This window comes from Dyella sp. BiH032 (assembly GCF_031954525.1).
Classification (GTDB): Bacteria; Pseudomonadota; Gammaproteobacteria; order Xanthomonadales; family Rhodanobacteraceae; genus Dyella_D.
The window spans coordinates 2,247,953-2,271,254 of sequence record NZ_CP134867.1 but is presented as its reverse complement, the minus strand read 5'-3'; the positions used below and the strand labels follow the sequence as shown (position 1 = coordinate 2,271,254).

28 protein-coding genes and 1 tRNA gene are annotated in these 23,302 nt (G+C 66.2%); 24 read left to right on the top strand and 5 right to left on the bottom strand.

Features of this window, described 5'->3' with window-relative positions:
• Positions 1 to 3: 3 nt before the first annotated feature.
• The 3 genes from sdhD to RKE25_RS10075 form a co-directional block, all read right to left on the bottom strand.
• Complete coding sequence (gene sdhD / locus RKE25_RS10085) at positions 4 to 399, bottom strand: succinate dehydrogenase, hydrophobic membrane anchor protein (RefSeq protein WP_311842089.1); 396 nt, start codon at positions 397 to 399, stop codon at positions 4 to 6.
• Positions 396 to 788, bottom strand: coding sequence for a succinate dehydrogenase, cytochrome b556 subunit (sdhC, locus tag RKE25_RS10080; RefSeq protein ID WP_311842088.1), 393 nt, complete (start codon positions 786 to 788; stop codon positions 396 to 398). Before sdhC ends, sdhD begins: the two co-directional genes overlap by 4 nt.
• An 83-nt stretch (positions 789 to 871) precedes the next feature.
• Positions 872 to 976, bottom strand: a complete 105-nt coding sequence (locus tag RKE25_RS10075; protein ID WP_311842087.1) for a DUF1674 domain-containing protein — start codon at positions 974 to 976, stop codon at positions 872 to 874.
• Between the two features lie 222 nt (positions 977 to 1,198).
• Between RKE25_RS10075 and RKE25_RS10070 the strand changes: the two genes are divergently transcribed.
• A complete protein-coding gene (locus RKE25_RS10070; RefSeq protein ID WP_311842086.1) occupies positions 1,199 to 1,969 on the top strand; it encodes a folate-binding protein in 771 nt (256 codons plus the stop codon).
• Between the two features lie 452 nt (positions 1,970 to 2,421).
• Positions 2,422 to 2,856, top strand: a complete 435-nt coding sequence (locus tag RKE25_RS10065; RefSeq protein ID WP_311842085.1) for a cell wall hydrolase — start codon at positions 2,422 to 2,424, stop codon at positions 2,854 to 2,856.
• 72 nt (positions 2,857 to 2,928) lie between these two features.
• Here the strand turns inward: RKE25_RS10065 and RKE25_RS10060 are convergent, their stop codons facing one another.
• Positions 2,929 to 3,411, bottom strand: coding sequence for a glycine zipper 2TM domain-containing protein (locus tag RKE25_RS10060; RefSeq protein ID WP_311842084.1), 483 nt, complete (start codon positions 3,409 to 3,411; stop codon positions 2,929 to 2,931).
• Between the two features lie 23 nt (positions 3,412 to 3,434).
• Positions 3,435 to 4,016, bottom strand: a complete 582-nt coding sequence (locus tag RKE25_RS10055) for a glycine zipper 2TM domain-containing protein (protein WP_311842083.1) — start codon at positions 4,014 to 4,016, stop codon at positions 3,435 to 3,437.
• Between the two features lie 135 nt (positions 4,017 to 4,151).
• Here RKE25_RS10055 and RKE25_RS10050 point away from each other — a divergent pair, with 135 nt between their 5' ends.
• The 22 genes from RKE25_RS10050 to RKE25_RS09945 all read left to right on the top strand — a co-directional run bounded on the left by RKE25_RS10050 (position 4,152) and on the right by RKE25_RS09945 (position 23,200).
• A complete protein-coding gene (locus tag RKE25_RS10050) occupies positions 4,152 to 4,919 on the top strand; it encodes a TatD family hydrolase (RefSeq protein WP_311842082.1) in 768 nt (255 codons plus the stop codon).
• Between the two features lie 81 nt (positions 4,920 to 5,000).
• Entirely contained in the window at positions 5,001 to 5,516 is a 516-nt protein-coding gene (locus RKE25_RS10045; protein WP_311842081.1) for a MarR family transcriptional regulator, read from the top strand.
• Positions 5,513 to 7,021, top strand: a complete 1,509-nt coding sequence (locus tag RKE25_RS10040) for an efflux transporter outer membrane subunit (RefSeq protein WP_311842080.1) — start codon at positions 5,513 to 5,515, stop codon at positions 7,019 to 7,021. Before RKE25_RS10045 ends, RKE25_RS10040 begins: the two co-directional genes overlap by 4 nt.
• Positions 7,008 to 8,210 carry an efflux RND transporter periplasmic adaptor subunit gene (locus tag RKE25_RS10035; RefSeq protein WP_311842079.1) on the top strand — a complete coding sequence of 401 codons (1,203 nt, stop codon included), beginning with the start codon at positions 7,008 to 7,010 and terminating at the stop codon, positions 8,208 to 8,210. Before RKE25_RS10040 ends, RKE25_RS10035 begins: the two co-directional genes overlap by 14 nt.
• Positions 8,211 to 8,221: 11 nt before the next feature.
• A complete protein-coding gene (locus RKE25_RS10030) occupies positions 8,222 to 9,775 on the top strand; it encodes a DHA2 family efflux MFS transporter permease subunit (protein ID WP_311842078.1) in 1,554 nt (517 codons plus the stop codon).
• A 100-nt stretch (positions 9,776 to 9,875) separates the two neighbouring features.
• Positions 9,876 to 10,361, top strand: a complete 486-nt coding sequence (phaR, locus tag RKE25_RS10025) for a polyhydroxyalkanoate synthesis repressor PhaR (protein WP_311842077.1) — start codon at positions 9,876 to 9,878, stop codon at positions 10,359 to 10,361.
• 108 nt (positions 10,362 to 10,469) lie between these two features.
• A complete protein-coding gene (phbB, locus tag RKE25_RS10020) occupies positions 10,470 to 11,213 on the top strand; it encodes an acetoacetyl-CoA reductase (protein WP_311842076.1) in 744 nt (247 codons plus the stop codon).
• Positions 11,214 to 11,287: 74 nt separating this feature from the next.
• Entirely contained in the window at positions 11,288 to 12,700 is a 1,413-nt protein-coding gene (locus RKE25_RS10015; protein ID WP_311842075.1) for an NAD(P)/FAD-dependent oxidoreductase, read from the top strand.
• A complete protein-coding gene (locus RKE25_RS10010; RefSeq protein ID WP_311842074.1) occupies positions 12,693 to 13,136 on the top strand; it encodes a DUF3293 domain-containing protein in 444 nt (147 codons plus the stop codon). Before RKE25_RS10015 ends, RKE25_RS10010 begins: the two co-directional genes overlap by 8 nt.
• Positions 13,133 to 13,768 carry a cytochrome c biogenesis heme-transporting ATPase CcmA gene (ccmA, locus tag RKE25_RS10005; RefSeq protein WP_311842073.1) on the top strand — a complete coding sequence of 212 codons (636 nt, stop codon included), beginning with the start codon at positions 13,133 to 13,135 and terminating at the stop codon, positions 13,766 to 13,768. The genes RKE25_RS10010 and ccmA overlap by 4 nt, the downstream gene beginning before the upstream one ends.
• Positions 13,765 to 14,451 carry a heme exporter protein CcmB gene (gene ccmB / locus RKE25_RS10000; RefSeq protein WP_311842072.1) on the top strand — a complete coding sequence of 229 codons (687 nt, stop codon included), beginning with the start codon at positions 13,765 to 13,767 and terminating at the stop codon, positions 14,449 to 14,451. Before ccmA ends, ccmB begins: the two co-directional genes overlap by 4 nt.
• 3 nt (positions 14,452 to 14,454) lie before the next feature.
• A complete protein-coding gene (locus tag RKE25_RS09995; protein WP_311842071.1) occupies positions 14,455 to 15,213 on the top strand; it encodes a heme ABC transporter permease in 759 nt (252 codons plus the stop codon).
• A complete protein-coding gene (gene ccmD / locus RKE25_RS09990) occupies positions 15,210 to 15,398 on the top strand; it encodes a heme exporter protein CcmD (protein ID WP_311842070.1) in 189 nt (62 codons plus the stop codon). Before RKE25_RS09995 ends, ccmD begins: the two co-directional genes overlap by 4 nt.
• Positions 15,399 to 15,432: 34 nt before the next feature.
• Positions 15,433 to 15,900: a cytochrome c maturation protein CcmE gene (gene ccmE, locus RKE25_RS09985; protein ID WP_311842069.1), complete on the top strand. Its 468-nt coding sequence runs from the start codon at positions 15,433 to 15,435 to the stop codon at positions 15,898 to 15,900.
• Entirely contained in the window at positions 15,897 to 17,870 is a 1,974-nt protein-coding gene (locus RKE25_RS09980; protein WP_311842068.1) for a heme lyase CcmF/NrfE family subunit, read from the top strand. The genes ccmE and RKE25_RS09980 overlap by 4 nt, the downstream gene beginning before the upstream one ends.
• Complete coding sequence (locus RKE25_RS09975; RefSeq protein ID WP_311842067.1) at positions 17,867 to 18,409, top strand: DsbE family thiol:disulfide interchange protein; 543 nt, start codon at positions 17,867 to 17,869, stop codon at positions 18,407 to 18,409. Before RKE25_RS09980 ends, RKE25_RS09975 begins: the two co-directional genes overlap by 4 nt.
• Positions 18,410 to 18,432: 23 nt before the next feature.
• On the top strand, positions 18,433 to 18,867 hold the full coding sequence (locus RKE25_RS09970) for a cytochrome c-type biogenesis protein (RefSeq protein WP_311842372.1): 435 nt from the start codon (positions 18,433 to 18,435) through the stop codon (positions 18,865 to 18,867).
• Entirely contained in the window at positions 18,864 to 19,904 is a 1,041-nt protein-coding gene (locus RKE25_RS09965) for a tetratricopeptide repeat protein (RefSeq protein WP_311842066.1), read from the top strand. Before RKE25_RS09970 ends, RKE25_RS09965 begins: the two co-directional genes overlap by 4 nt.
• On the top strand, positions 19,904 to 21,007 hold the full coding sequence (locus RKE25_RS09960) for a homoserine O-acetyltransferase (protein WP_311842065.1): 1,104 nt from the start codon (positions 19,904 to 19,906) through the stop codon (positions 21,005 to 21,007). Before RKE25_RS09965 ends, RKE25_RS09960 begins: the two co-directional genes overlap by 1 nt.
• A 72-nt stretch (positions 21,008 to 21,079) precedes the next feature.
• Complete coding sequence (locus tag RKE25_RS09955) at positions 21,080 to 21,661, top strand: cysteine dioxygenase family protein (protein ID WP_311842064.1); 582 nt, start codon at positions 21,080 to 21,082, stop codon at positions 21,659 to 21,661.
• Between the two features lie 25 nt (positions 21,662 to 21,686).
• Positions 21,687 to 21,772: transfer RNA gene (locus RKE25_RS09950), tRNA-Leu, on the top strand.
• A 186-nt stretch (positions 21,773 to 21,958) separates the two neighbouring features.
• Entirely contained in the window at positions 21,959 to 23,200 is a 1,242-nt protein-coding gene (locus RKE25_RS09945) for a tyrosine-type recombinase/integrase (RefSeq protein ID WP_311842063.1), read from the top strand.
• The last annotated feature ends 102 nt before the right edge of the window (positions 23,201 to 23,302 follow it).

Below are 23,302 nucleotides of genomic sequence, written 5' to 3'. Positions count from 1 at the left end.
ACCTCAGACTCCCAGGGCCACGCGCAGCACGGCCAGCACGCTGGCCAGCGCGCCCAGCACGGCGACAAACTTGATCAACACCAGCGACACCACTTCCAGCCAGCGGGTGTGCACGTAGTCTTCGATCACCACCTGCAGGCCGAGCACGGCGTGCCAGAACGTGGTGATGGAAAAAACGATCAGCAGCAAAGCGTTCCAGGGCTTGCCCACGGCCGCCTTGGCGGTGGCGTAGTCGGCATGCAGCAGGCCAAGCACGAAGACGACGAACCAGATGCCCAGGAAGATCAGGCCGGCAGCGGTGAGGCGCTGCGTCCACCAATGGCCGACGCCGGACTGGGCCGAACCCAGGCCGCGGGCGCGCTTGAGAGGATTGCGCAGGTCTTTCGCATTGGCGCTCATGCCGCACCTCCGGTCAACACGTAGCCCCAGACGAGGACGGTGAGCACGAGGCTGCCGACGATCGACAGCCAGCTCGAGCGGACGAAGTGAGGAATGGCATAGCCGGCGCCTGCATCCTGCACCAGATGGCGGATGCCGTTGCACAGGTGGTAGAACAGCGACCAGCTCCAGCCGAACAGCAGGACCAGCCCGATCGGGCTGCCGACGCAGGTCTTGAATTGGTTGAAGCTGTCCTCGCCGGCGGCCAGGGATACCAGGCCCCACAGGACCAGCAAGGTGCCGACCGCGAGCGCGATGCCGGTGGCTCGATGCAGGATGGAGGTCATCATCTGCACCTGCCACTTATATATCTGCAGGTGCGGGGAAAGCGGTCGTCGGGTGTCTGCCATGGCGGCTATCCTGTGTGGAATCGCTGATGCCCGAGCCGTCTCCCGGCCGCCATGCCGACGCGCGTGACGCGCCGGCGGGGCGGTCAGAAGTCGATACAGCGCCCGTTCTTTTCCCAATCGCCGTAGCGGGTGGGGTCGGGTGCCGGTCGCTCCGCCGGTTCCTTGCCCTGCTCCTTGCCGGCAGGCACGGATGCACCCTCCGCCGGAACGGAAGTGGGCTTGGATTCGGTTTGGGAGGACGTATCGGACATGGGTTCAGTTAGCCGCCGAAGGTTAATACTTGCGTTAAGACGGCACAACCTTGACGCCCGGCGCTTCGTTTGACCAACGCCCTTGCGCCACCCCGCTTGCAGACGCCCTCTACCGCCCCCATTGCGCTCCCTATGCCCGTAAAACACCAAGCCGAGACCTTGCTGATCGAAGGCCCCGACGCCATCGCCTTCGCCCAGTCCCAATTCAGCAGCGACGTCTCCAGCCTCGCCGTCGGACGCTGGCAATTCAGCGCCTGGCTGGATGCTCAAGGGCGCGTGCGCGCCCTCTTCCACTTGGCGAAATTGAGCGAGCAGAGTCTGCTGCTCGTGCTGCGCGGCGGTCGCGCCGACACGCTCGCGGAAGGCCTGCGCCGTTTCGTCTTTCGTTCGAAGGTCAGAGTCGAAGCGATGCCCGCGCGCGCGCTTGGCACGTCCGACGCGAAGGACATGTACGAAGTGAGACAAACCAACGACGGCGTCGTACTCGGGTGCGGCTCGCATGCATTATCGATAGGCGCACACGCGGACGACGACTGGCGCGTCGAACACATTCGCATGGGCTGGCCGTGGCTTCCGGACGAAGCGCTCGATGCATTGCTGCCTCCCGCGCTATCGCTGGAAAGATTGCAGGGCATTGCCTTCGACAAAGGCTGCTATCCCGGGCAGGAGATCGTGGCGCGCCTGCATTATCGCGGCGGGCACAAACGCCATATGCATTGCGTCGTATTGTCGCAACACATACCTCCGGGCACTGTGCTGCGCGAAGAACAAAGCGATGCCGTCTTCGTGCTGGATAGCATGCTTGCGAATCAAAGCTACATCGCGCTCGCCGTAGTCAGCGATGCAGTGTCGGAACGCGGCGAAACGCTAGCTCTTTCATGTAATGGCGAACGCGTCGATGTTGAATTGCAACAACGTTGGGCCGATTGAATGTATGGGATTCACACGCGCTTGATGAATGTTCTTTCGATTGTGAGCGCTACGTGAACCCGACCGCCTTGGCACTTGCCACCGATGGAACCTGCCACTAGGCTCCGCCGGTCACATTCGACGGACACCCTTCGATGGGTGCCCACATACGCGACGAACCGGAGGGGTCCGGATCGGCGCGACCCGGCTAAAAATGCCGGAGGAACAACCGCTCATCAGGCGGAACAAGTTGCAGGCCACCGGGATCCTTTTGATCCGGACAGCGCTGCGCAGCAGTAACGAACGGCGTCGGATCAGCCGTTCAAACGCCACATCCCGTGGCACCCCGCTCGACCACAAGTTTCGGTCGGTGCGTGTTCAATCCAGGTGGAACGGCCTGCCCGCCCGTCCACCGCAACGGCGTGTCCATCCAGAGCATCGGATCGGCGCGTACAGCACGTTGGAGGCAGACAATGAAACTTTCCATGTTGTTGTGGCTTGCGTCCGTGCTGCCCCAACCCCTCGCCGACCAGACCTGCCTGGCGACGACGGTGTATCTCGAAGCGCGCAGCGAGTCGACCATCGGCCAGTTCGCCGTGGCCGAAGTCGCCCTCCGTCGCCGTGACCGCGGCACCTGGGGCAAGAACGTGTGCGAGGTGGTCACCGCTCCGCGGCAGTTCGCCACCTCCACCACGGCCAGCAGTTTCGAAGTGACCGACCTGACTGCCTGGAGCAAGGCATGGAAGGTCGCCGGCGATTCCATCCTCAATTGGAGCCTGCCGACGAACGAGCGCATGGTCTACGTTCCGCATGCCGATCATTTCGCCACCACCTCGGTGTCGCCGGCGTGGAGCACCAGCCGCGTCGTGCGCACGATCGGCGAGCACGCGTTCTACGCCGTCAACTGATCCGAAAAAATCGGCACAAAAAAAAGGCCCTCGAGATCGAGGGCCTTTTTCATTTGGACGTCTAGACGTCTCTCAACGGCGATAGACGCGATTGTTGCGGATCTCCACATAGTCGCCCTGGCGGATCTGCGGATCGTCTGCCTGGGTCACGGTGGCATAGCGACCATCGTCGAGACGGACGGTGACCTGGAAGGCCTGATCCGGCCCGCCGTTGCGCTTGCCGACCTCGTTACCGACAGCGCCACCGGCCACCGCACCCACCACCGTGGCGGCGGTGCGACCATTGCCCTTGCCGACGGTATTGCCGAGCAAGCCGCCGGCCACCGCGCCGATCACCATGCCAAGCGGCGAAGCGCTCTTGTCCACGTTGATCACGCGCACATCCTCGACCGTGCCGCATTGCATGCAGCGCCCCGAGTTGTAGCCGCCGCTGTCGTAGCCGCCACCGCCGTAGTACCCGCCGGAACGCGGTGGAGGCGTGGCGCAGGCGGCCAGCAGAGCGAAGCAACCGGCGAGGGCCGCCGTAGCCAAGCGTTTAGTGATCGAAGCGTTCATGGCGCGATCCTCCTCGGACAAGGTCAATGGGCGTCGGAAACGGCGACCACCCCTTCCTGTACCTGCACGCGGTCGCCCGGATCATGGTCCATGCGGATCGTGCGGGTCACACCGTTGTATTCGTAGGCCACGTCGTAGCCCACGATCTTCTCGCCGCCCTTGCCCGCGACGGTGCTGCAGCGGCGCTGGGTGCTCGAAACGACGTTGTTCTCCTGACGGTTCTTCTGGATCTCGTGGCCGGCATAGCCGCCACCGATGGCACCGGCAACCGTCGCCAGGGTGCGGCCCTTGCCGCCGCCGACCTGGTTACCCAGCAGACCGCCGGCGACCGCACCGATGGCGGTACCTGCGATCTGGTGCTGGTCCTTCACCGGCGCCCGCTGCGTGACCACCTCGTCATGGCAGACCTGCTGCGGCGCGCTCGCCTGCTCGCGGACCGGCGTGACGCTGACCACACGGGCATACTTGGGGCCCGCCGAGGCCGACTGCGAAGCCATTCCACCCACGCCACCATCGGCATTCGCGTCGCGGTTACAGGCCGTCAGGCCTACCGCAAGCACGGCGCCAAGCCCCAGATTCAGCGCGGAAATGACCAACCTGCTCATAATGCTCTCCTGTGTGGATCACTGGCGCACCCCGCGCCATTCAAGCGATCCGTAGTGAAATCATTGAAACCTCGGTCAACTGAATGTTGGCTAGACCGAGCCGCCCTATCCTAGCCCTTCAAAACGCCCTTTCCTGTGATCGATCTAACCGATAGCCACGCCCATCTGGACGACAGCAGCTTCGACCACGACCGACAGGACGTGGTGCGCCGGGCCCGTCAGGCCGGAGTAAGCCGAATCGTCGTGCCCGCTATCCATCGGGCCTCCTGGGAACGCATCGAGCAACTGTGCGCTGAATGCCCGGAGGCAGCGCCCGCCTACGGCATGCATCCGCTCTATCTCCATCACCACCGGCCGGAACATGTCGATCAACTGACCACCTGGCTGGTCGAGCATCGCGCGGTAGCCGTCGGCGAGATCGGCCTGGACTATTTCGTCGAAGGACTGGATCGCGAGCAGCAGCAGATCTACTTCGAACGCCAGCTGCGCGTGGCGCGGCAGGCGGACCTGCCCGTGATCGTCCACGCTCGCCGCGCGATGGACGAGGTCACCGCCACACTCCGCCGCATCGGCGGGCTGCGCGGCGTCGTGCACAGTTTTTCCGGCAGCGAGCAGCAAGCCGAACAACTATGGCGCCTGGGTTTCTGCATCGGCATCGGGGGGCCGGTGACCTACGACCGCGCCCAGCGCTTGCGCCGCATCGTCGCGGGCATGCCGATGGAGCACTTGCTGCTGGAAACGGATGCCCCCGACCAGCCTGGCGCATGCCACCGCGGCCAACGCAACGAGCCTGCCAACCTGCTCGACGTGCTTCGGGTCGTCGCCGAACTTCGGGGCAGCACGGAGACAGAAGTGGCAGCGGCGACGACCGCCAATGCGAGAGCGCTGTTCCGCCTCCCCTGACGTCACTTGCGGGCCAGGAAAGATCGCTGCTAGCCTAATTACTTCACTGGCTAAATATTTCCTGGTGAAATGTCCAAACTGATGAAAGGCATCGCCCACATGGACGCCGGCATCCATCGTGCCGGCGAATCCGTGCCCGGCCTCCCCGTGCGTGAGGCGATCCTGCTGCGCCTGGTGCTGATGACCGGGAACGCCGTGCTCGAAGAGATCGAACGACTGCTCAAGCCACACGGCTTGAGCGATAGCGACTTCCGCACGCTGATGATGATCTACACGGCCCCTGAGGGCCGCGCTTCCCCTGGCGAACTGTGCGACGCTGCGCAGCAGGGCGCTACCAACATGACGCGTATCGCCAATGCATTGGTGAAGCAGGGCTTCATCACGCGCGCGTCGAGCGCGGACGACCGGCGCCGTGTCGAACTGAGCATCACGCCCGCCGGCCGGCGCTTCGCGCGGAAGCTGCTGCCCACGCTTTTTCCCCGTGTTCACGGCGCCTTCGCCAGCCTGAGCGACAGCGAAAAGAAGACCCTGGACCGCCTGCTGCGCAAGGTGGCTTCCAATGTGGACCAAATCACCGGACCGGACCTTGACCCATGACCGACTTTCTCCCGCTACGCCGTAGCTCCGGCCGTGTGGCCCTGGTCGCGGCCGTCGTGGTCGCGCTGGCCGGCTGCTCCATTCCCGCCAAGGTGCAGCATCCGGCGCTGCGCGACGAAGTACCGCTGGCCGGCCTGGAAGCCCCTGCTCGTGCAGGCTGGCCGGAAACCGAATGGTGGCGCCAATACCAGGATCCCCAGCTGGACGATCTCATCGCGCGTGCCATGCAAGGCTCGCCCGACCTCGCGCAAGCGATGTCGCGCCTCGAATCCGCCCAGCAGTCCATCCGCATCGCTGCCGCGCAGGCCGGGCTCAGCATCAACGGCAGCGCGCAAGTGACGCGCCAGCGCATGAGCGAGAACGGACTGATCCCGTCGAAGTTCCTCGGTTTCACCTGGTACAACCAGGGCGATCTGGGCGTGCAGGCGGATTACGACTTCGATTGGTGGGGCAAGAAGCGGTCGGCGATCGAAGCAGCCGTCGATCAGGCACGCGCCGCGCAGGCACAGCACAGTGCCGCGGCGCTGGCGATCCAGAACGCGGTCGCCGATACCTACTTCGGATGGCTGGCCGACGAGGCGCGCATCGCGGTCGCACGCCAGCAAGTAGAAACGCAGGACCAGCTCGTGCGCGTCGCCGAGCTTCGCGTGCGCCAGGGCGTCGATCTACCTGACGACGCCCAGAAGGCGCGCATCCAGCAGGCCTCCGCGCGCGAGCTGCTGGTAGCGCTGGAGAGCTCGGCGAAGATTCGCCAGACGGCGCTGGCCAGCCTGCTGGGCGTCGCGCCTGCTGAGCTGCCGCCGCTGTCCCCTCGCCCGCTGCCTGCGATCGATGGTGGACTACCCGCCAACGCCGGAGTCGATCTGATTTCCCGCCGCCCCGACATCGCGGCCAGCCGCTGGCAGGTCGAAGCGGCGCTGAAGCAGACGGACGTCGCCCGCGCCGAGTTCTACCCCGATGTCAGCCTGTCGGCCATGGCGGGGCTATCGAGCATCGACCTGGACAAGATGTTCAATGCTTCCAGCCGCGTGTTCGCGCTTACGCCCGCCCTGCACCTGCCCATCTTCAACAGCGGCCTGCTGCAGGCGAACTTCCGCGCCAGCAAGGCCCAGCTGGATGCCGCCGTGGCGCAATACAACAGCACTGTGCTGTCTGCCGCGCGCGACGTCGCGCTGCAGAGCCTCACCGCGCAGCAACTCGTCGCGCGCCGCAAGGAACAGGCGGCGCAGATCACTGCCAATGAAACCCTGCTGACGAGCGCGCAGGCGCGCGCGCGCCAAGGCGTGCGGGACATCCGCGAATCGCTCGGCGCCAAGGCCCAGCTGCTGCAGGCGCGCGACGACGCGCTGAGCCTGCAGGCGCAGGCCCTCTCCACGGATCTCTCGCTGATCAAGGCGCTGGGCGGCGGCTATCGCGTCGCCGGCGACGCGCAGAGCGAGCCTTCCACCGCCTCATCCACGACCTCGAATGCCTCTACCGGAGACGCCGCTCATGAGCGCCACTGATTCCGCCGCGCGGAAGGAAGACAACGACAGCGGCCTCGCCGCGAAGGACCCGCGCAAGCGCCGCCGCGCGCTGCTGATTGTCCTGCTGATTTTCGTGGTGCTGGGACTGGGCTGGTTCCTGCTGTGGCTGTTCGTGTTCTCCAAGCGCGAGACCACGGACAACGCCTACGTCGGCGGCAACCAGGTCGCGATCTCGGCGCAGGTCCCCGGCACCGTCGTGGCGATCCTCGCGGACGATACGCAGCGCGTGGAAGCCGGCCAGGTGCTGGTGCGCCTGGACAGCACCGACGCCGACGTGCGTCTGCGCCAGGCCAGCAGCGCGCTCGCGCAGGCCGTCCGCCAGGTCCGCCAGCAGACCGATTCGGCCACCAGCGCCGACGCTGCCGTCGCCGCCCGCCGGGTAGACCTGAAGAAGGCACAGGCCGATCTGCAACGCCATCTCCCGCTGCTTGCCGAGCACGCGGAATCGCCGGAGATCGTGCAGCACCTGCGCGACGGCGTGGAACAGGCACAGACCGCGCTGGACGCGGCCGTCGCGCAGGGCAATGCGGCGCGCGCTGCCATCGAAGGCACGGTCACCGCCGAGAATCCGGCCGTGGAGCAGGCCCGCGCCAACTTCCGCGCCGCCTGGGTCGCCGCGCAGCGCAATGCCATCTATGCGCCGGTGTCCGGCTACGTCGCGCAGCGCAGCGTGCAGGTCGGCAACAGCGTGCAGCCCGGTCAGCAGCTCATGACCGTGGTACCGCTGCATGACCTGTGGATCGACGCCAACTTCAAGGAGAGCCAGTTGCGCCGCATCCGCATCGGCCAGCCGGTGAAGTTCAGCGCGGACGTCTACGGCAGCGGCGTCGAATACCACGGCAAGGTCGTCGGCCTGGGAGCCGGCACCGGCAGCGTGTTCTCGCTGCTGCCCGCGCAGAACGCCACCGGCAACTGGATCAAGGTGGTACAGCGTGTGCCGGTGCGCATCGCGATCGACAACAAGGATCTGGAACAGCATCCGCTGCGCATCGGCCTCTCCACCGAAGTGACGGTGGATATCACGGACGACCGCGGTGCGGTGCTGGCCCAGGCGCCGGCGCAGAAGGCGACTGCGGAGACCGACGTGTACGACCGCATGGCCGTCAAGGCGGATGAAGAAGCCGAGAAGATCATCCGCGCCAATCTCGGCCGCACCGACGGCCGCTGAGTCCACGCCCCATGGCCGCCACGCCCAACGACGCCACTCCATTGAAGCCGCTGCAAGGCGGCGCCCTGGTTCTGCTGACCATCGCGGTCGCGTTCAGCACCTTCATGGAGGTGCTGGACATGACCATCGTCAACGTCGCCGTGCCGCACATCGCCGGCAGCCTGGGCGTCAGCGCCAGCGAAGGCACCTGGACGATCAGCTCCTACGCCCTGGCCAGCGCGATCATGCAGCCGCTCACCGGCTGGCTGGCGAGGCGGTTCGGCGAGGTGAAAACCTTCATCGGCTCGGTCGGCCTGTTCGTGGTCTTTTCGATGCTGTGCGGCCTGGCCACCAGCATGCCGATGCTGGTGATCGCCCGTCTGCTGCAAGGCGCCGGTTCCGGCCCGATGGTGGCGCTGTCGCTGACCCTGCTGCTGTCGAGCTATCCGAAGGCCAAGCAAGGTATCGCGCTGGCGATGTGGGCGATGACCGTGGTGGTGGCGCCGATCTTCGGCCCCATCCTCGGCGGTTGGCTCACCGACAATTTTTCCTGGCCCTGGATCTTCTACATCAACGTGCCGGTGGGCGCGCTCGCGGCCGTCATCACCTGGGCGCTGCTGCACAAGCGCGAGACCAAGACTTACAAGACGCCGATCGACCTCGTGGGCCTGATCCTGCTCGTGGTGGGCGTGGGTTGCCTGCAGTTCATGCTGGACAACGGCAACGACAACGATTGGTTCGCCTCCACCCTGATCACGGTGCTGGGCATCACCGCACTGGTGTGCATCAGCTTCCTGATCGTGTGGGAACTGCACGCCAAGCACCCGGTGGTGGACCTTTCGCTATTCAAGCGACGCAATTTCACCGTGGGGGTAACGGCGCTCTCGCTGGGCATGATGGCGTTCTTCGGCATCAACGTGGTGTTCCCACTGTGGCTGCAGACCACGCTCGGCTATACCGCGACTTGGGCGGGCCTGGCCACGGCGCCGGTGGGCATCCTGGCCTTCCTGATGTCGCCGGTGATCGGCGCCAACATCAATCGCATGGATCTGCGCGCGGTAGTCACCGCGGCGTTCCTGATCTTCGCCGGCACCTCGCTGTGGTTCTCCAGTTTCGACAGCTCCGCCTCCTTCGCGACCCTGGTGCTGCCGCGCTTCGTGATGGGCGCCGCCATCGCCTGCTTCTTCATCCCGTTGAACCAGATCTATCTGGCAGGGCTGCCCGGCGATCAGATCGCCAGCGCGTCGGGCCTGGCCAACTTCTGCCGCACGATGGGGTCGAGTGTGTCGACCGCGGTGACCGTGACCATCTGGCAGCACCGCGGCGATTTTCATCACGCGATTCTCACGGAAAGCGTTTCGCCTGCCCATACGGCCGCCACGCAATACCTGCAGGGGCTGGCCCAGGCCGGCCTCTCCGGATCGCGCGGCCTCGGCGTGGTAGACCAGGTGCTCACCCGCGAGGCCCTCACCCTGGCGGTCAACGACGTGTTCTGGCTGTGCGCCGTGCTGTTCATGGCGCTGATCCCGGTGCTCTGGTTCGCCAGGCCGCCCTTCGGCAGCGCCGGGGGTGCGGTAGGCCATTGATCACCAAGATCGATTTAAATTTTTGCTGCACCCGGAAGTGCAGCAAAAATGTGTCGGTCGCGACTGGTGCGGCGCAATACGTTCTGGTAGCTTCCGCCGCATGGCACAAACGATCCGCATCATCAAGAAGTATCCGAACCGTCGCTTGTACGACACGGAGATCTCCAGCTACATCACGCTGGAAGAAGTCCGTCAGCTCGTGCTCGACGGCGAAACCTTCGAGGTCCGCGACGCCAAATCGGGCGAGGATCTGACCCGCTCCGTGCTGCTGCAGATCATTTCCGAGCACGAGGAGAAGGGTCAGCCGATGCTGTCGCCGCAGTTGCTGAGCCAGATCATCCGGTTCTATGGCGACTCGCTGCAGGGCTTCATGGGCCCTTATCTGGAGCGCAGTCTGCAGGTCTTCCTCGACCAGCAGCAGCAGTTCCGCAACCAGCTCAACAGCCTGCTGGGGCAGACGCCCTGGTCGATGCTCAACGAGCTGACCCAGCGCAACATGGATGCGTGGAAGTCCATGCAGAGCGGCCTGCTCGATGCGGCCACGCAGGCGTCCAGCACGGGCAAGCCCGGCGGCGCCAAGAAGTAAGTCCCGCCCTTTCGCGCGCCGGCGCCCCGCTGGCGCCGGCGCTTCTTTGTGCAACAGCCGCTGCGGCACAACACGTGCTGCCGTGCGGCATGATCAGGTGAGTACCGCATGACTCGCATCGCCATCGTCACGGGGGGCATCGGCGGCCTCGGTACCGAAATCTGCCGCCAGCTCGCCCTCGCCGGCCGCCGGGTCATCGCCGCCGACCTGCCTGCCCGTTCCGAACGACTGGAATCCTTCCGCACCCACGTCGCCGACCTGGGCGACATGATCCGTTTCGAACCGGTCGACGTAAGCGACTTCGAGAACTGCGGCGCACTGGTCAGGCGGATCGAACAGAGCGATGGCGGCGCGGACGTGCTGGTCAATGCCGCGGGCATCACCCGCGACACCACGCTGCGCAAGATGACGCCACAGCAGTGGCAGGAGCTGATGCGCGTGAACCTCGACGGCGTGTTCAACATGTGCCGCCACGTGGTCGAAGGCATGAGCGCGCGCGGCTTCGGCCGCATCGTCAATCTCAGCTCCGTCAACGGCCAGACCGGCCAGTTCGGCCAGACCAACTACGCTGCGGCCAAGGCCGGCGTGCACGGCTTCGGCATGGCGCTGGCGCGCGAGACCGCGCGCAAGGGCGTCACGGTCAATACCGTCTCGCCGGGTTATTGCGATACGCCCCTGGTCGCGGCGGTGCCGGCCGAGATCCGCGCGCAGATCATCGAGGACATTCCAGTGGGGCGGCTCGGCTCGCCGGCCGACATCGCGCGGGCGGTCTGTTTCCTGGCCGCGGACGAAGCGGGTTACATCACGGGCGCCAATCTGCCAGTCAACGGCGGCTATTTCATGAGCTTCTGAAGCCGGCCGCGGCCGGCTCGCTGATCCGCGTGCCCGCCTGATAAAGTTCCGCGATCCGACGGACGGAACACGCCATGGCGTCACCTACGCAGCGCTCCCTCACTCTCATCGGCGGCGGCCTGGTGGGCGCCCTGCTCGCCCAGCAGCTCGCGCGGCGGGGTTTTCCGGTCGATGTCTACGAGAAGCGCCCCGACCCTCGCCGCTCAGGCTTTGCCGGCGGACGCTCCATCAATCTCGCCTTGGCCGAACGCGGCCTGCAGGCGTTGCGCACGGCGGGCCTGGCCGACGACGTACTGCAGCGCGCCGTCATGATGCGCGGCCGCATGGTGCATACGCGCGACGGCCGCTCGGGCCTCCAGCGCTACGGCGTGGACGACAGCGAAGTGATCTGGTCGGTATCCCGTGGCGCCTTGAACATGTTGCTGCTCGATGCCGCGGAAGCCGCCGGCGTGCGCTTCCACTTCGGGCAGTCGCTGGTCAGCGCGGATTTCGACAAGCGGCGCATCCGTCTGGCCGACGAACACGGGAGCGAGCGCGATGTCGATGCAAGCGTACTGATCGGCGCAGATGGCGCTGGCTCCGCGCTACGCACCGCGATGCATGCGCACGGCCCGCTGGGCGAACGTATCGAGCCGCTGGGCCACGCCTACAAGGAACTCGAGATCCCGCCCGCGGGCCAGCTGCCCGCCGAACTGCTCGGCGATACCGGCGGCCACGATCAGTTCGCGATCGAACCGCATGCGCTGCATATCTGGCCGCGCGGCGGCTACATGTGCATCGCCCTGCCCAATACCGAGGGCAGCTTCACCGTCACGCTGTTCCTGCCGGCACAGGGCCCGCATCCAAGCTTTGCCACCCTGCCGAATGCGCAGGCCGCCAGGGCGTTCTTCCAGGACGACTTTCCGGACCTGCTGCCGCTCATCCCCGACTTCGCCGAGGACTATGGCAGCCACCCGGTCGGCACGCTTTCCACCTTGTACCTCGACCGCTGGCATCTGGACGGGCGCGCGCTGCTGATCGGCGATGCGGCGCACGCCATCGTGCCGTTCCACGGCCAGGGCATGAATTGCGGCTTCGAGGACACGGTAACGCTCGCCGCCTTGCTGGCCGAGGCGCCGGATGACACGGCGGACGTCTTCGCGGAATTCCAGCGCGTGCGCCAGCCCAATGCCAATGCGATCGCCGCGATGGCGCTGGAGAACTACATCGAGATGCGCGACTCGGTCGCCGATCCGCATTACCTCGCCAAGCGGGAACTGGGCGTGCTGCTGGCTGAACGAGCGCCCGAGCACTTCATGGCGCGCTATCGCATGGTGACCTTCACCCACCTGCCCTATGCCTACGCCTTCGAGCGGGGACGCGCGCAAGACCTGCTGCTGCAGCAATTGCTGCGCGGCTCGACCGATGCGGGCAGCGTGGATCTCGACGCCGCGGCCGCCACGCTCAAGGCCACGCTGCCGCCCCTGCCCAGTCTGCGGCATGGATGAGCGCCTGCTGGCCGCTTACCTCGCCACCGACTATCGGGCGCGGTTGCGGCAAGGCGGCTGGGCATCGATACGGGTGGGCGAAACCTTGCCTGCAGCGCTGGCCGCACTGGTGCAGGGGCACCCCTGGAGCTTCATCACCGCCTGGAATCCCGGCTCTCGCGCCACCGTACGCAGCGCGAACCGGCTGGCGCAGCGCGCGCTGCTGGCGGCCCTGCGCGAACGAACCGACATCGCGCTGATCCGCGCCGGCGCGGGCGTCGGGGCGGATTGGCGGGAGGCGAGCCTGTTCGTCGTCGGCCCCCATGCCGCCGCCATGGACACGCTGGCCCGGCGCTTCGGGCAGAACGCCTATGTGTACGGCGTTGGTCCTTCCGGGCGGGCGGCGCTGCGCCGCATGGACAAGTCCGGCGGGCTTTTCGGACAATCGCCCGGATGACCGCCCCGCCCGCCCAGCCCGCGCTCCTGGAAGCGAGTGCGCTCGCCTTCTATCGCCAGGACGAACCCGTGTTCGGGCCGCTGGATTTCAGCCTGGCCGCCGGCGAGATCGCACTGGTCGAGGGCGACAACGGCAGCGGCAAGACCACTCTTCTGCGCATCCTCGCAGGGTTGCTGCACGTCGACGAGGGCGAACTGCGCTGGCGTGGCGAACCCTGGCAGCGCGACAGCCATCTGGGCGACATCCTGTTCCTCGGTCATCACCTGGGCCTGAAGGGCGACCTGAGCGCGCGCGAGAATCTTGCGGTGGCCACCGGGCTGTACGGCCGGCGCGACGGCCTGTCCTCGGGAGACGCGCTGCGCGAGATCGGCCTCGCCGGCTACGAGGACGAGCCGGTCCGGCGTCTCTCCGCGGGACAGAAGAAACGTGCCGCCCTGGTCCGCCTGCTCCTGCTGCCGGCCACCCTGTGGCTGCTGGACGAGCCGTACGCCAACCTCGACCGCGCCGGCATCGAACTGGTGAATAGCCTGCTCGCCCGGCATGCCGCGCGTGGTGGTGCCGCCCTCGTCACCAGCCATGGCGCGGTGAGCTTCCTGGGCGGCGAGCCGCGGCGCATCCGGATGCACGCATGAACCCGCCGCCGCTCGCCGCCGCCTGCACCGCCCTGTTCCGCCGCGACCTCGTGCTGGCCTGGCGCCGGCGCGGCGATATCGCCATGCCGGTGCTGTACGCGCTGATCGTCGCTACGCTGTTCCCTTTCGCCCTCGGCCCGGAAGAAGCGTTGCTGCAGCGGATCGCCGGCGGCGTGGTGCTGGTGACGGTGCTGCTGGCGATGCTGCTGGCCCTGGACGCCATGTTCCGCGGCGACATCGAAGACGGCTCGCTGGAGCAGCTGGTGCTCGCGCCGCAGCCGCTGGCCGTGATGCTGGGCATGAAGATCCTGGCGCACTGGATCACTACGGCGCTCCCCCTGATCGTAATCGCTCCGCTGCTCGCCGGCATGCTGCATCTGCCGACCGCGGCGATGCCCGTGCTGCTGCTCGCGCTGCTGCTGGCGACACCGCTGCTCAGCCTGCTCGGCGCCATCCTGGTCGCGCTGACGGCCGGCACACGACGCTCTGGTATGCTCCTGGCGCTGATGCTGCTGCCGCTTTGCGTGCCGGTGGTCATCTTCGCCGCGGGCGCGGTCGCCGCGGCCCAACAGGGGTTGCCCTGGCTGGCTCCCGTCGCCTGGCTGGGCGCGGCGCTCGCCCTGGCCCTGGTGCTGGCGCCGCTGGCCTGCGCTGCCGCTTTACGTATCGCCCTGGATGCCTGACACATGGCCAACTGGATCCCGCTCTGGCTCCATAAGCTCGGCTCCCCGCCGACCTTCTACCGCTTCGCCGGCACCCTGCGGCCGTGGGCCCTGGCGCTCGCGCTGCTGCTCGGCGCGGTAGCGCTCTACGGGGGCCTGGTGGTGGCGCCGGCCGATTATCAGCAGGGCGACGCCTACCGCATCATCTTCATCCACGTGCCCAGCGCCTGGATGAGCCTCTTCATTTATGGCGTCATGGCGATCGCATCCTTCATCGCCCTGGTGTGGCGGCTGAAGCTGGCGGAAGTGGTGGCGATGGAATCGGCGCCGGTCGGCGCGGCCTTTACCTTCATCACCCTGGTGACTGGCTCGCTGTGGGGCAAGCCGATGTGGGGTACCTGGTGGACCTGGGATGCCCGCCTCACCTCGGAGCTGGTGCTGCTGTTCCTCTATCTGGGCGTCATCGGCCTGTACCACGCCTTCGAGGACCGCCGGCAAGGCGCGCGCGCCGCGGCGTTCCTTGCCATCGTGGGTATCGTCAACGTGCCGATCGTGCATTTCTCGGTGAACTGGTGGAACACCCTGCACCAGGGTTCCACCGTGCGCATCCTCGGGCCCTCGAAGATGAGCGGCGACATGCTGTGGCCGCTGCTGACGATGATGCTCGCCACCAAGTTCTATTACATCGCCAGCCTGTTCGGCCGCGTCCGCGCGGACCTGCTGGCGATGGAAAGCGGCAAGGACTGGGTGCGGCAGATCGCCGAGCAGGAGGAGCGCCGATGAGCCAGTTCCTCGCCATGGGCGGCTACGCCGCTTATGTATGGCCGGCGTATGCGCTGTTCTTCGCCGTCCTCGTCGCCGACTACCTGGCCCCGGGCATCCGCCGGCGCCGCCATCTCCGTGAACTGCGCGCCCGCCTGGCGCGGCAGAGCGCGCGCCAGCAACGCAACCCGACGGCCTCGTCCTGACACTTACGCCGAATGGGCGACGCAGAGTGACTCCATGAATCCCACCCGCAAACGCCGGCTCACCATCGTGCTCCTGGTCCTGGCCGCCGCCGTCGTAGCCATCGGCCTCACGGTGTTCGCGCTGCAGCAGAACATGAACTACCTGTTCACCCCGAGCCAGGTCCAGTCCGGCGAGGCCAACCCGTACAAGACGTTCCGCCTCGGCGGCATGGTCAAGTCCGGCTCGATCCAACGCGCCTCCGATTCGCTGAAGGTCACCTTCACCGTGATCGATGCGTCCGGCGCGATGCCGGTGGAATACACCGGCATTCTTCCTGATCTGTTCCGCGACAATCAGTCGGTGATCGCGACGGGCCACATGGAGAACGCGCGCTTCATCGCCACCGAGGTCCTCGCCAAGCACGACGAGACCTACATGCCGAAGGAGCTGAAGGACGCCATGGCCAAGGCGCATCAGGGCAAGCAGATCAACGAAGCAGCGGCACAGGACAAGCGGCCATGACCCCGGAACTCGGTCAATTCGCGCTGATCCTCGCGCTGCTGCTGGCGCTGGCCCAGGGCCTGCTGCCGCTGGTCGGCGCCTGGCGCGGCAACGCCGCCCTGATGGCCGTGGCGCGGCCCGCCGCCGCCGGACAGGCCGTGTTCGTGGCGATGGCTTTCGCCCTGCTCAGCTGGGCCTTCCTGCATTTCGACTTCTCGGTGCGCTACGTCGCCGACAACTCCAACCTCGCGCTGCCCTGGTACTACCGGCTGGCCGCGGTCTGGGGTGCGCACGAGGGTTCGCTGCTGCTGTGGATCTTCATCCTCAACCTGTGGACCGTGGCGCTGGCCGCGCTGAGCCGCAGGCTGCCGGAGGTGTTCGTCGCGCGCGTGCTCGGCGTGCTCGGCCTCGTCGCGGTCGGTTTCCTGGCCTTCATCCTGTTCACGTCCAACCCGTTCGAGCGCCTGCTGCCGATGCCGCCGGACGGCGGCGACCTGAATCCGGTGCTGCAGGACCCGGGCATGACCTTCCACCCGCCGGTGCTCTACATGGGCTACGTCGGCTTCTCGGTGGCCTTCGCCTTCTCCGTCGCCGCGCTGCTCGGCGGCGAGCTCGAACAGGCCTGGGTGCGCTGGGCGCGCCCGTGGACCAACGTGGCCTGGGGTTTTCTCTCGGCCGGCATCGTCGCCGGCAGCTGGTGGGCTTATGCCGAGCTGGGCTGGGGCGGCTGGTGGTTCTGGGACCCGGTGGAGAACGCCAGTTTCATGCCATGGCTGGTCGGCGCGGCGCTGATCCACGCACAGGCGGTCACCGAGAAGCGCGGCACGCTGCGCGCCTGGACCATCCTGCTTTCGATCTTCGCCTTCTCGCTCTCCCTGCTGGGCACCTTCCTGGTGCGCTCGGGCGTACTCACGTCGGTGCATGCCTTCGCCTCGGATCCGAAGCGCGGCCTGTTCATCCTGTGCTTCCTCGCCGTAGTGGTAGGCGGCTCGCTGCTGCTGTATGCGCTGCGCGCGCCCAAGGTGGCCGGCGGCAAGCCGTTCGGCGTGGTGTCGCGCGAAACGGCGATCCTCATCGGCAATCTCATGCTGACCGTGGCCGCCGCGATGGTGCTGCTGGGCACGCTTTTCCCGCTGCTGGGCGATGCGCTGAATCTCGGCAAGATCTCCGTAGGGCCGCCCTACTTTGGCTTCCTGTTCACGCTGCTGATGATTCCGATCGTGCTACTGCTGCCGTTCGGTCCTTATCTGCGCTGGGGCAGCAAGGGTGATGGCCTGGCTCCCTTGAAGAACGTCGCCGTCCGGGCTGGACTGGCGGCCCTGGCCTGCGCCATCGCCGCGGCCTTCGCCACCGGCCGGGAACTCAAGGCGATCGCCGGCACGGCTTCGGTCGTGTGGTGTTGCATCGGCACGCTGCTCTACGTCGTCAAGCGCTGGCGCGAGATGCCGGCTGGACGACGCTATCCGGCGGAAATGGCTGGCATGCTCCTGGCCCACTTCGGCGTGGGCGTGTTCCTCGCCGGCGTGCTGCTCACCGAGGCCCTGAGTGTGGAACGTGACGTGCGCATGGCGCCTGGCCAGACGCAGAGCATCGGCGGCTACGACTTCCGTTTCGACGGCGTGCACGTGGCGGACGGTCCGAACTGGCGCGGCGACCAGGGCGTCGTCACCGTGATGCGCGACGGACGCGAGATCGCGGTGATGCATCCGCAGAAGCGCACCTATACGCGCGGACAGGTGCAGACCGAATCCGCCATCGATCCGGGCGTGACGCGCGACCTCTACGTCGCCTTGGGCGAACCGATGGATCGCAACGACCCAGAAGGGGCCTGGGCACTGCGGCTGTATCACAAGCCCTTCGTGCGATGGATCTGGGCCGGTGGCCTGCTAATGATGCTGGGCGGTTTCTTCAGCGCGGCGGACCGGCGTTTCCGCACACGGCGTGAAACGGCCGACGCGCCAACGATCTCGGCCCAGGAGTCCCGTGCATGAGCCGCCTGATTCCGTTCTTCGGATTCCTGCTGCTGGTGGCGTTGTTCGGTTTCGGCATCTGGTGGAACACCCGCCATGACCAGCGCGAGGTGCCTTCCCCGCTGATCAACAAGCCGGCGCCAGCTTACGCGCTGCCGAAACTGGACGATCCGACGCAGACCGTCACCCGCGAAGCGATGCTCGGCAAGCCCTACCTCATCAATGTCTTCGCCAGCTGGTGCATCGCCTGCGGCGACGAGCATCCGGTACTGATGAGCGAAGGCCAGCGTATCGGCGTGCCGCTGGTCGGCTACAACTACAAGGACGAGCCGGATGAGGCCAAGGCCTGGTTGGAACGCCACGGCAATCCCTATGGCCTGGTCATTGCCGACCGCGAAGGCCGCACCGCGATCGACTTCGGCGTGTACGGCGCGCCGGAAACCTTCCTGGTCGATGCGAAAGGCGTCATCCGCTACAAGCACATCGGCCCGCTGACGCCGAAGGTGATCGACAAGGAACTGAAGCCTGCGATTGCGGCCCTGCAGAAGGAGGCGCCGTGAAAGGGGCCTCTCTGCTTTTCCGCATGCTGCTGGCCGCGTTCGTAACGTTCAGCGGCATGCTCAGCGCGCAGGCGATCGACCCGATGCCGTTCAAGGATCGCGCCGAAGAAGCGCGATTCCAGCAGCTGACGCGCCAGCTGCGCTGCCTGGTCTGCCAGAACGAAAACCTCGCCGATTCCAACGCCGACCTCGCGCGCGATCTGCGCCATCAGGTCTTCGAGCTGATGCGGCAGGGCAAGAGCGACGCGGAGATCAAGCAATACCTGGTCGACCGTTATTCGGATTTCGTGCTGTACGACCCACCGGTACAGGGCAGCACGCTGCTGTTGTGGTTCGGACCGCTGGCGATCCTGCTGGCCGGCGCAGCCGTGGTCGTGGTCACCATTTGCAAGCGCGGCCGCGGCACTGCCTCCACGCCGGGCGAAACGGTCGCGAACGACGAAGGGGACGATTGGTGAAGCCTGTGTTCTACCTCCTCGCCGCGGCCATGACCGCCGCGGCGCTGGCCCTGCTGCTATGGCCGCTGATCCGCCAGGGCCGCCGGCAGGGCCGCCCCCGCGGCATCTTCGCGCTAGCTCTCACGGTAGCGTTCGTCCTGCCGCTGGGCGCCGCAGGCTTGTACCTGATGCTTGGCACGCCGGTCGCGTTGAACGGCGTGGAAAAGCAAGCGGAGCAGCCGCTGACCATCGACCAGGCCGTGGCCGAATTGCGGACCCACCTCGCAGAGCAACCCAAAGACCTGCAAGGGTGGTTGCTGCTGGCCCAGACCTACGGCGCCATGCGCAAGTCGGACAAAGCACGCGATGCTTACGGCGAAGCGCTGAAGCTGGACCCGGACAGCACCGTTGCCATGGTCGGCTGGGCCGAATCGGACTCGATCGCGCGACCTGACCATCGCATCGAAGGCCGGGCCCTGGATCTCCTGGAGCGGGCCGTGCAGCAGGAGCCGGATAACCAACGTGGTCTCTGGCTGCTCGGCATCAGTCAGTTCCAGCACGATCGCTATGCGGAAGCGGCCACGACCTGGCGCAAGCTGCAGCCCATGCTGGAACCCGGCTCTACCGTGGCGAAAGCGGTGGCCGAACAGATTGCGATCGCCGAAGCACGCGCCGGTGGCTCGCCCGTCGCACAGGAAACGCCGACCGCCGACGGCCCGGCGCTCCGCGTCCAGGTTTCGCTGGCGCCGTCGTTGAAAGGCAAGCTGGGCGCAGGCGATACGCTGTTCGTCTACGCCCGCGCCGAACAAGGACCGCCGATGCCCCTGGCGGTGGCCAGAATGGACGCTGCCGCCCTCCCCGCCTCGGTGACGCTCACCGACGCCATGGGTATGACGCCCCAGCTCAAGCTGTCGTCCGCCAAACGGGTATTCGTGGGCGCCCGCATCAGCAAGAACGGACAGGCCATCGCACAGCCGGGCGATCTGGAGGGAGACGCCGGCGTGGTCGACGTGAATGCGGCAGCGCCGGTCAAGATAGAGATCGACAAGGTCCATTGATGAGCCACGACGCGCGACGCTATTTCGATCTTCCCTCCCCATTCCGCATGAAGCGCGGCGGCGAGCTGCGCGGCGCCCGCGTGGCATTCGAAACCTGGGGCAAGCTGAGCGATGCGCGGGACAATGCGGTATTGATCCTCACTGGTCTCTCGCCGAGCGCGCATGCCGCTTCGAATGCGCAGGACCCGTCTCCTGGCTGGTGGGAGGCGATGGTGGGGCCGGGCAAGGCCATCGATACTGATCGCTGGTTCGTGATCTGCGTGAATTCGCTGGGAAGCGACAAGGGCTCCACTTGTCCGGCGTCGATCAACCCGGCCACCGGCGAACCCTATCGATTGGATTTTCCCGAGCTGGCCCTCGAGGACGTCGCCAATGCCGCTTACGCGGCCGTGCGCAGCCTGGATATCGAACAGCTCGCCTGCCTGATCGGCTGCTCCATGGGCGGCATGAGTGCGCTGGCCTACATGCTGCTGCATCCCGGCAGCGCACGCGCACATATCAGCGTGGATACCGCGCCGCAGGCGCAACCCTTCGCCATCGCCATCCGCTCGCTGCAGCGCGAGGCGATCCGGCTCGATCCGCAGTGGAACAACGGCCGCTACGACGATGCGCATTACCCGGAAACGGGCATGAGCATCGCGCGCAAGCTGGGCGTGATCACCTATCGCTCCGCCATGGAATGGAACGGGCGCTTCGCGCGCATCCGGCTAGAACCGGAACAGCGCGACGATGATCCGTTCGGCTTCGAGTTCCAGGTGGAGTCGTATCTCCAGGGGCATGCGCAACGCTTCGTGCGCGGTTTCGACCCCAATAGCTATCTGTACCTGTCGCGTGCGAGCGATTGGTTCGATGTGTCGGAGTACGGCGGCGGCAGCATTCTGGAGGGACTCAAGCGCATCCGCGTCGAGCAGGCCCTGGTCATCGGCGTCAGCACCGATATCCTGTTTCCGCTCGAGCAGCAGGAGCAGATCGCCGAGGGGCTGCGTGCCGCGGGCGCCGATGTCGAGTTCGTCGCCCTGGACTCCCCTCAGGGACACGATGCCTTTCTGGTGGATATCGAGAATTACAGCCGGGCGATCGGGGGCTTTCTCGGCCGCCTGTAGCCCGCTTTAACCGGCCTCCGGCCCCGGGCTGGTAAGATCCTGCCCAGTCGCACCGCCGCCTACGAGAACCGCATGCTTACCGTGGAATTTCCTGGTTGTCGCAAGCTCATCGACGCCATTGACAGCGCCGTCAGCAAGCCGAGCACGCCAGAGATCACCGACAGCCTCCGCAACAGCCTGTGCCAGCTGATCCGCAGCCAGGAAGTGAAACTGCCCGATTGCGTCTTCGAGACCGTGGAAGGCCGTTACGCCCGTCGCGAGCTGTATCGCAGCGAGCAACACGACTATTGCGTGGTCGCCATGACCTGGGGCCCCGGCCAGGGCACCCCCATTCACGACCATTGCGGCATGTGGTGCGTCGAAGGCGTCTGGAGCGGCGCCCTGGAAGTGGTCCAGTACGAGCGCCTGGCCGATCAGGATGGCCAGTGGCGCTTCCAGCCGGTCGGCTCGATCCAGGCCGGTCCCGGCTCCGCCGGCAGCCTGATCCCGCCGCATGAGTACCACACCATCCGCAACCCCAGCGACGATGCCGTCGCAGTGAGCCTGCACATCTATTCCGGGCCCATGACCCATTGCGCCATCTTCAAGCCGGTCGGCACCGATCATTGCTACGAACGCACCGACCGCCAGCTGGGGCTCGACCCCGTCCACTGAACCCGGCATAATGCCCCGCTGCAATGCCGGTGTGGCGGAATGGTAGACGCGGCGGACTCAAAATCCGCTTCTGGCGACAGAGTGTAGGTTCGAGTCCTATCACCGGTACCAAGAGAGAGTCCAGGGACGTCCCATAGAGTCCACGGAACACGAGAAAAGCCCGCAAATATGCGGGTTTTTTTATGCCTGCCGTCCAGACACGTCCAGGGGCGTCTCCTAGAATCTCGCCCCTTTTGGGGGTATATCTGGGGGTACGTGGGGGTATCGCCCCCAGACCCGTCAACTGGATACCCCCAGATGCCGAAGCTCATCACCGACGTTGCGCTGCGCAAAGCGAAGCCACAGGACAAGCCATACAAGATCGCGGTAAGCAACGGCTTGTATCTGCTCGTGAACCCCATTGGCTCGAAGCTATGGCGATGGAAATATCGCGTCGCTGGCAAGGAGAAGCTACTGGCGCTTGGCTCCTACCCCGTCGTCTCGCTCCAGGACGCGCGCCAGCGTCATGAGGAGGCCCGGAGGCTTCTAGCCCAGGGCGAAGACCCGAGTGAGCGGCGGAGGGCCGAGAAGGCCGCCAGGGTCCAAGCAGAGGCCATCGCCTCAGACACCTTTGAACGCGTTGCCCGTGACTGGATGGCGTATCGCGAAGCCAAGGGCGATACGGCCGAAACCACGGCTGCCAAAGACCGCTGGCGCCTGGAAGCCTACCTATTCCCCCATATCGGTCAGCGCCCCATCACCGAGATTACGGCTATCGAGCTGCGCGACGTCCTCAGGAAAGCTGAGGAAGCCGGCAAGCGGGAAACGGCCAGCCGGGCAAAGATCACAGCTGGCCAAGTGTTCCGCTGGGCTGTTCTCGAAGGCCGGACGCACAGCGATATCACCTCCAGCCTCCGTAGGCTGTTCACCACGCCCAAGCCGACCCATCGGGCCACCATCACCGATCCCAAGAAGATCGGGGAGCTTCTGAGGGCCATCGAGGGCTTCTCGGGCCAGCCCGTCACCCAAGCCGCTCTCGAGCTGGCCCCGCTGGTCTTCGTGCGCCCTGGCGAGTTGCGCAAAGCCGAGTGGTCAGAGTTCGACCTGAATGCTGCCATGTGGCGCATCCCTGGCGAGCGGATGAAGATGAAAGCCCCGCATTTGGTTCCCCTGTCCTCCCAGGCCGTCGAAATTCTCCGCGACCTGCACGGTCTAACAGGCCACGGCCACTACGTATTCCCTGGTGTCCGTACCGCCAGCCGCCCCATGTCAGAAAACACCATCAATGCCGCCCTCCGCCGGCTTGGCTACGCTACCGACGAAATGACAGGCCACGGATTCCGCAGCATGGCCGCCACTCGGCTCAACGAGATGGGCTGGAATGCTGACGCCATCGAGCGCCAGCTAGCGCATGCCGAGTCTAATAAGGTCCGCGGCGCTTACACCCACGCGGCCCAATACCTCGAAGAGCGCAAGCGGATGATGCAGGGTTGGGCGGACTACTTGGCAGGCTTAAAGGCAGGCGGCAAAGTCGTACCGATCAAGCGCAAGAAGGGCTAAGACTGCGCCCATCGAACGATCGACCTATCCCCTCGCTCCACAGATAGCTGCTACGTTCGCCAGGCGCTACCGGTCTCGGTGGTCGGGGCCGGAGTTGCCTCA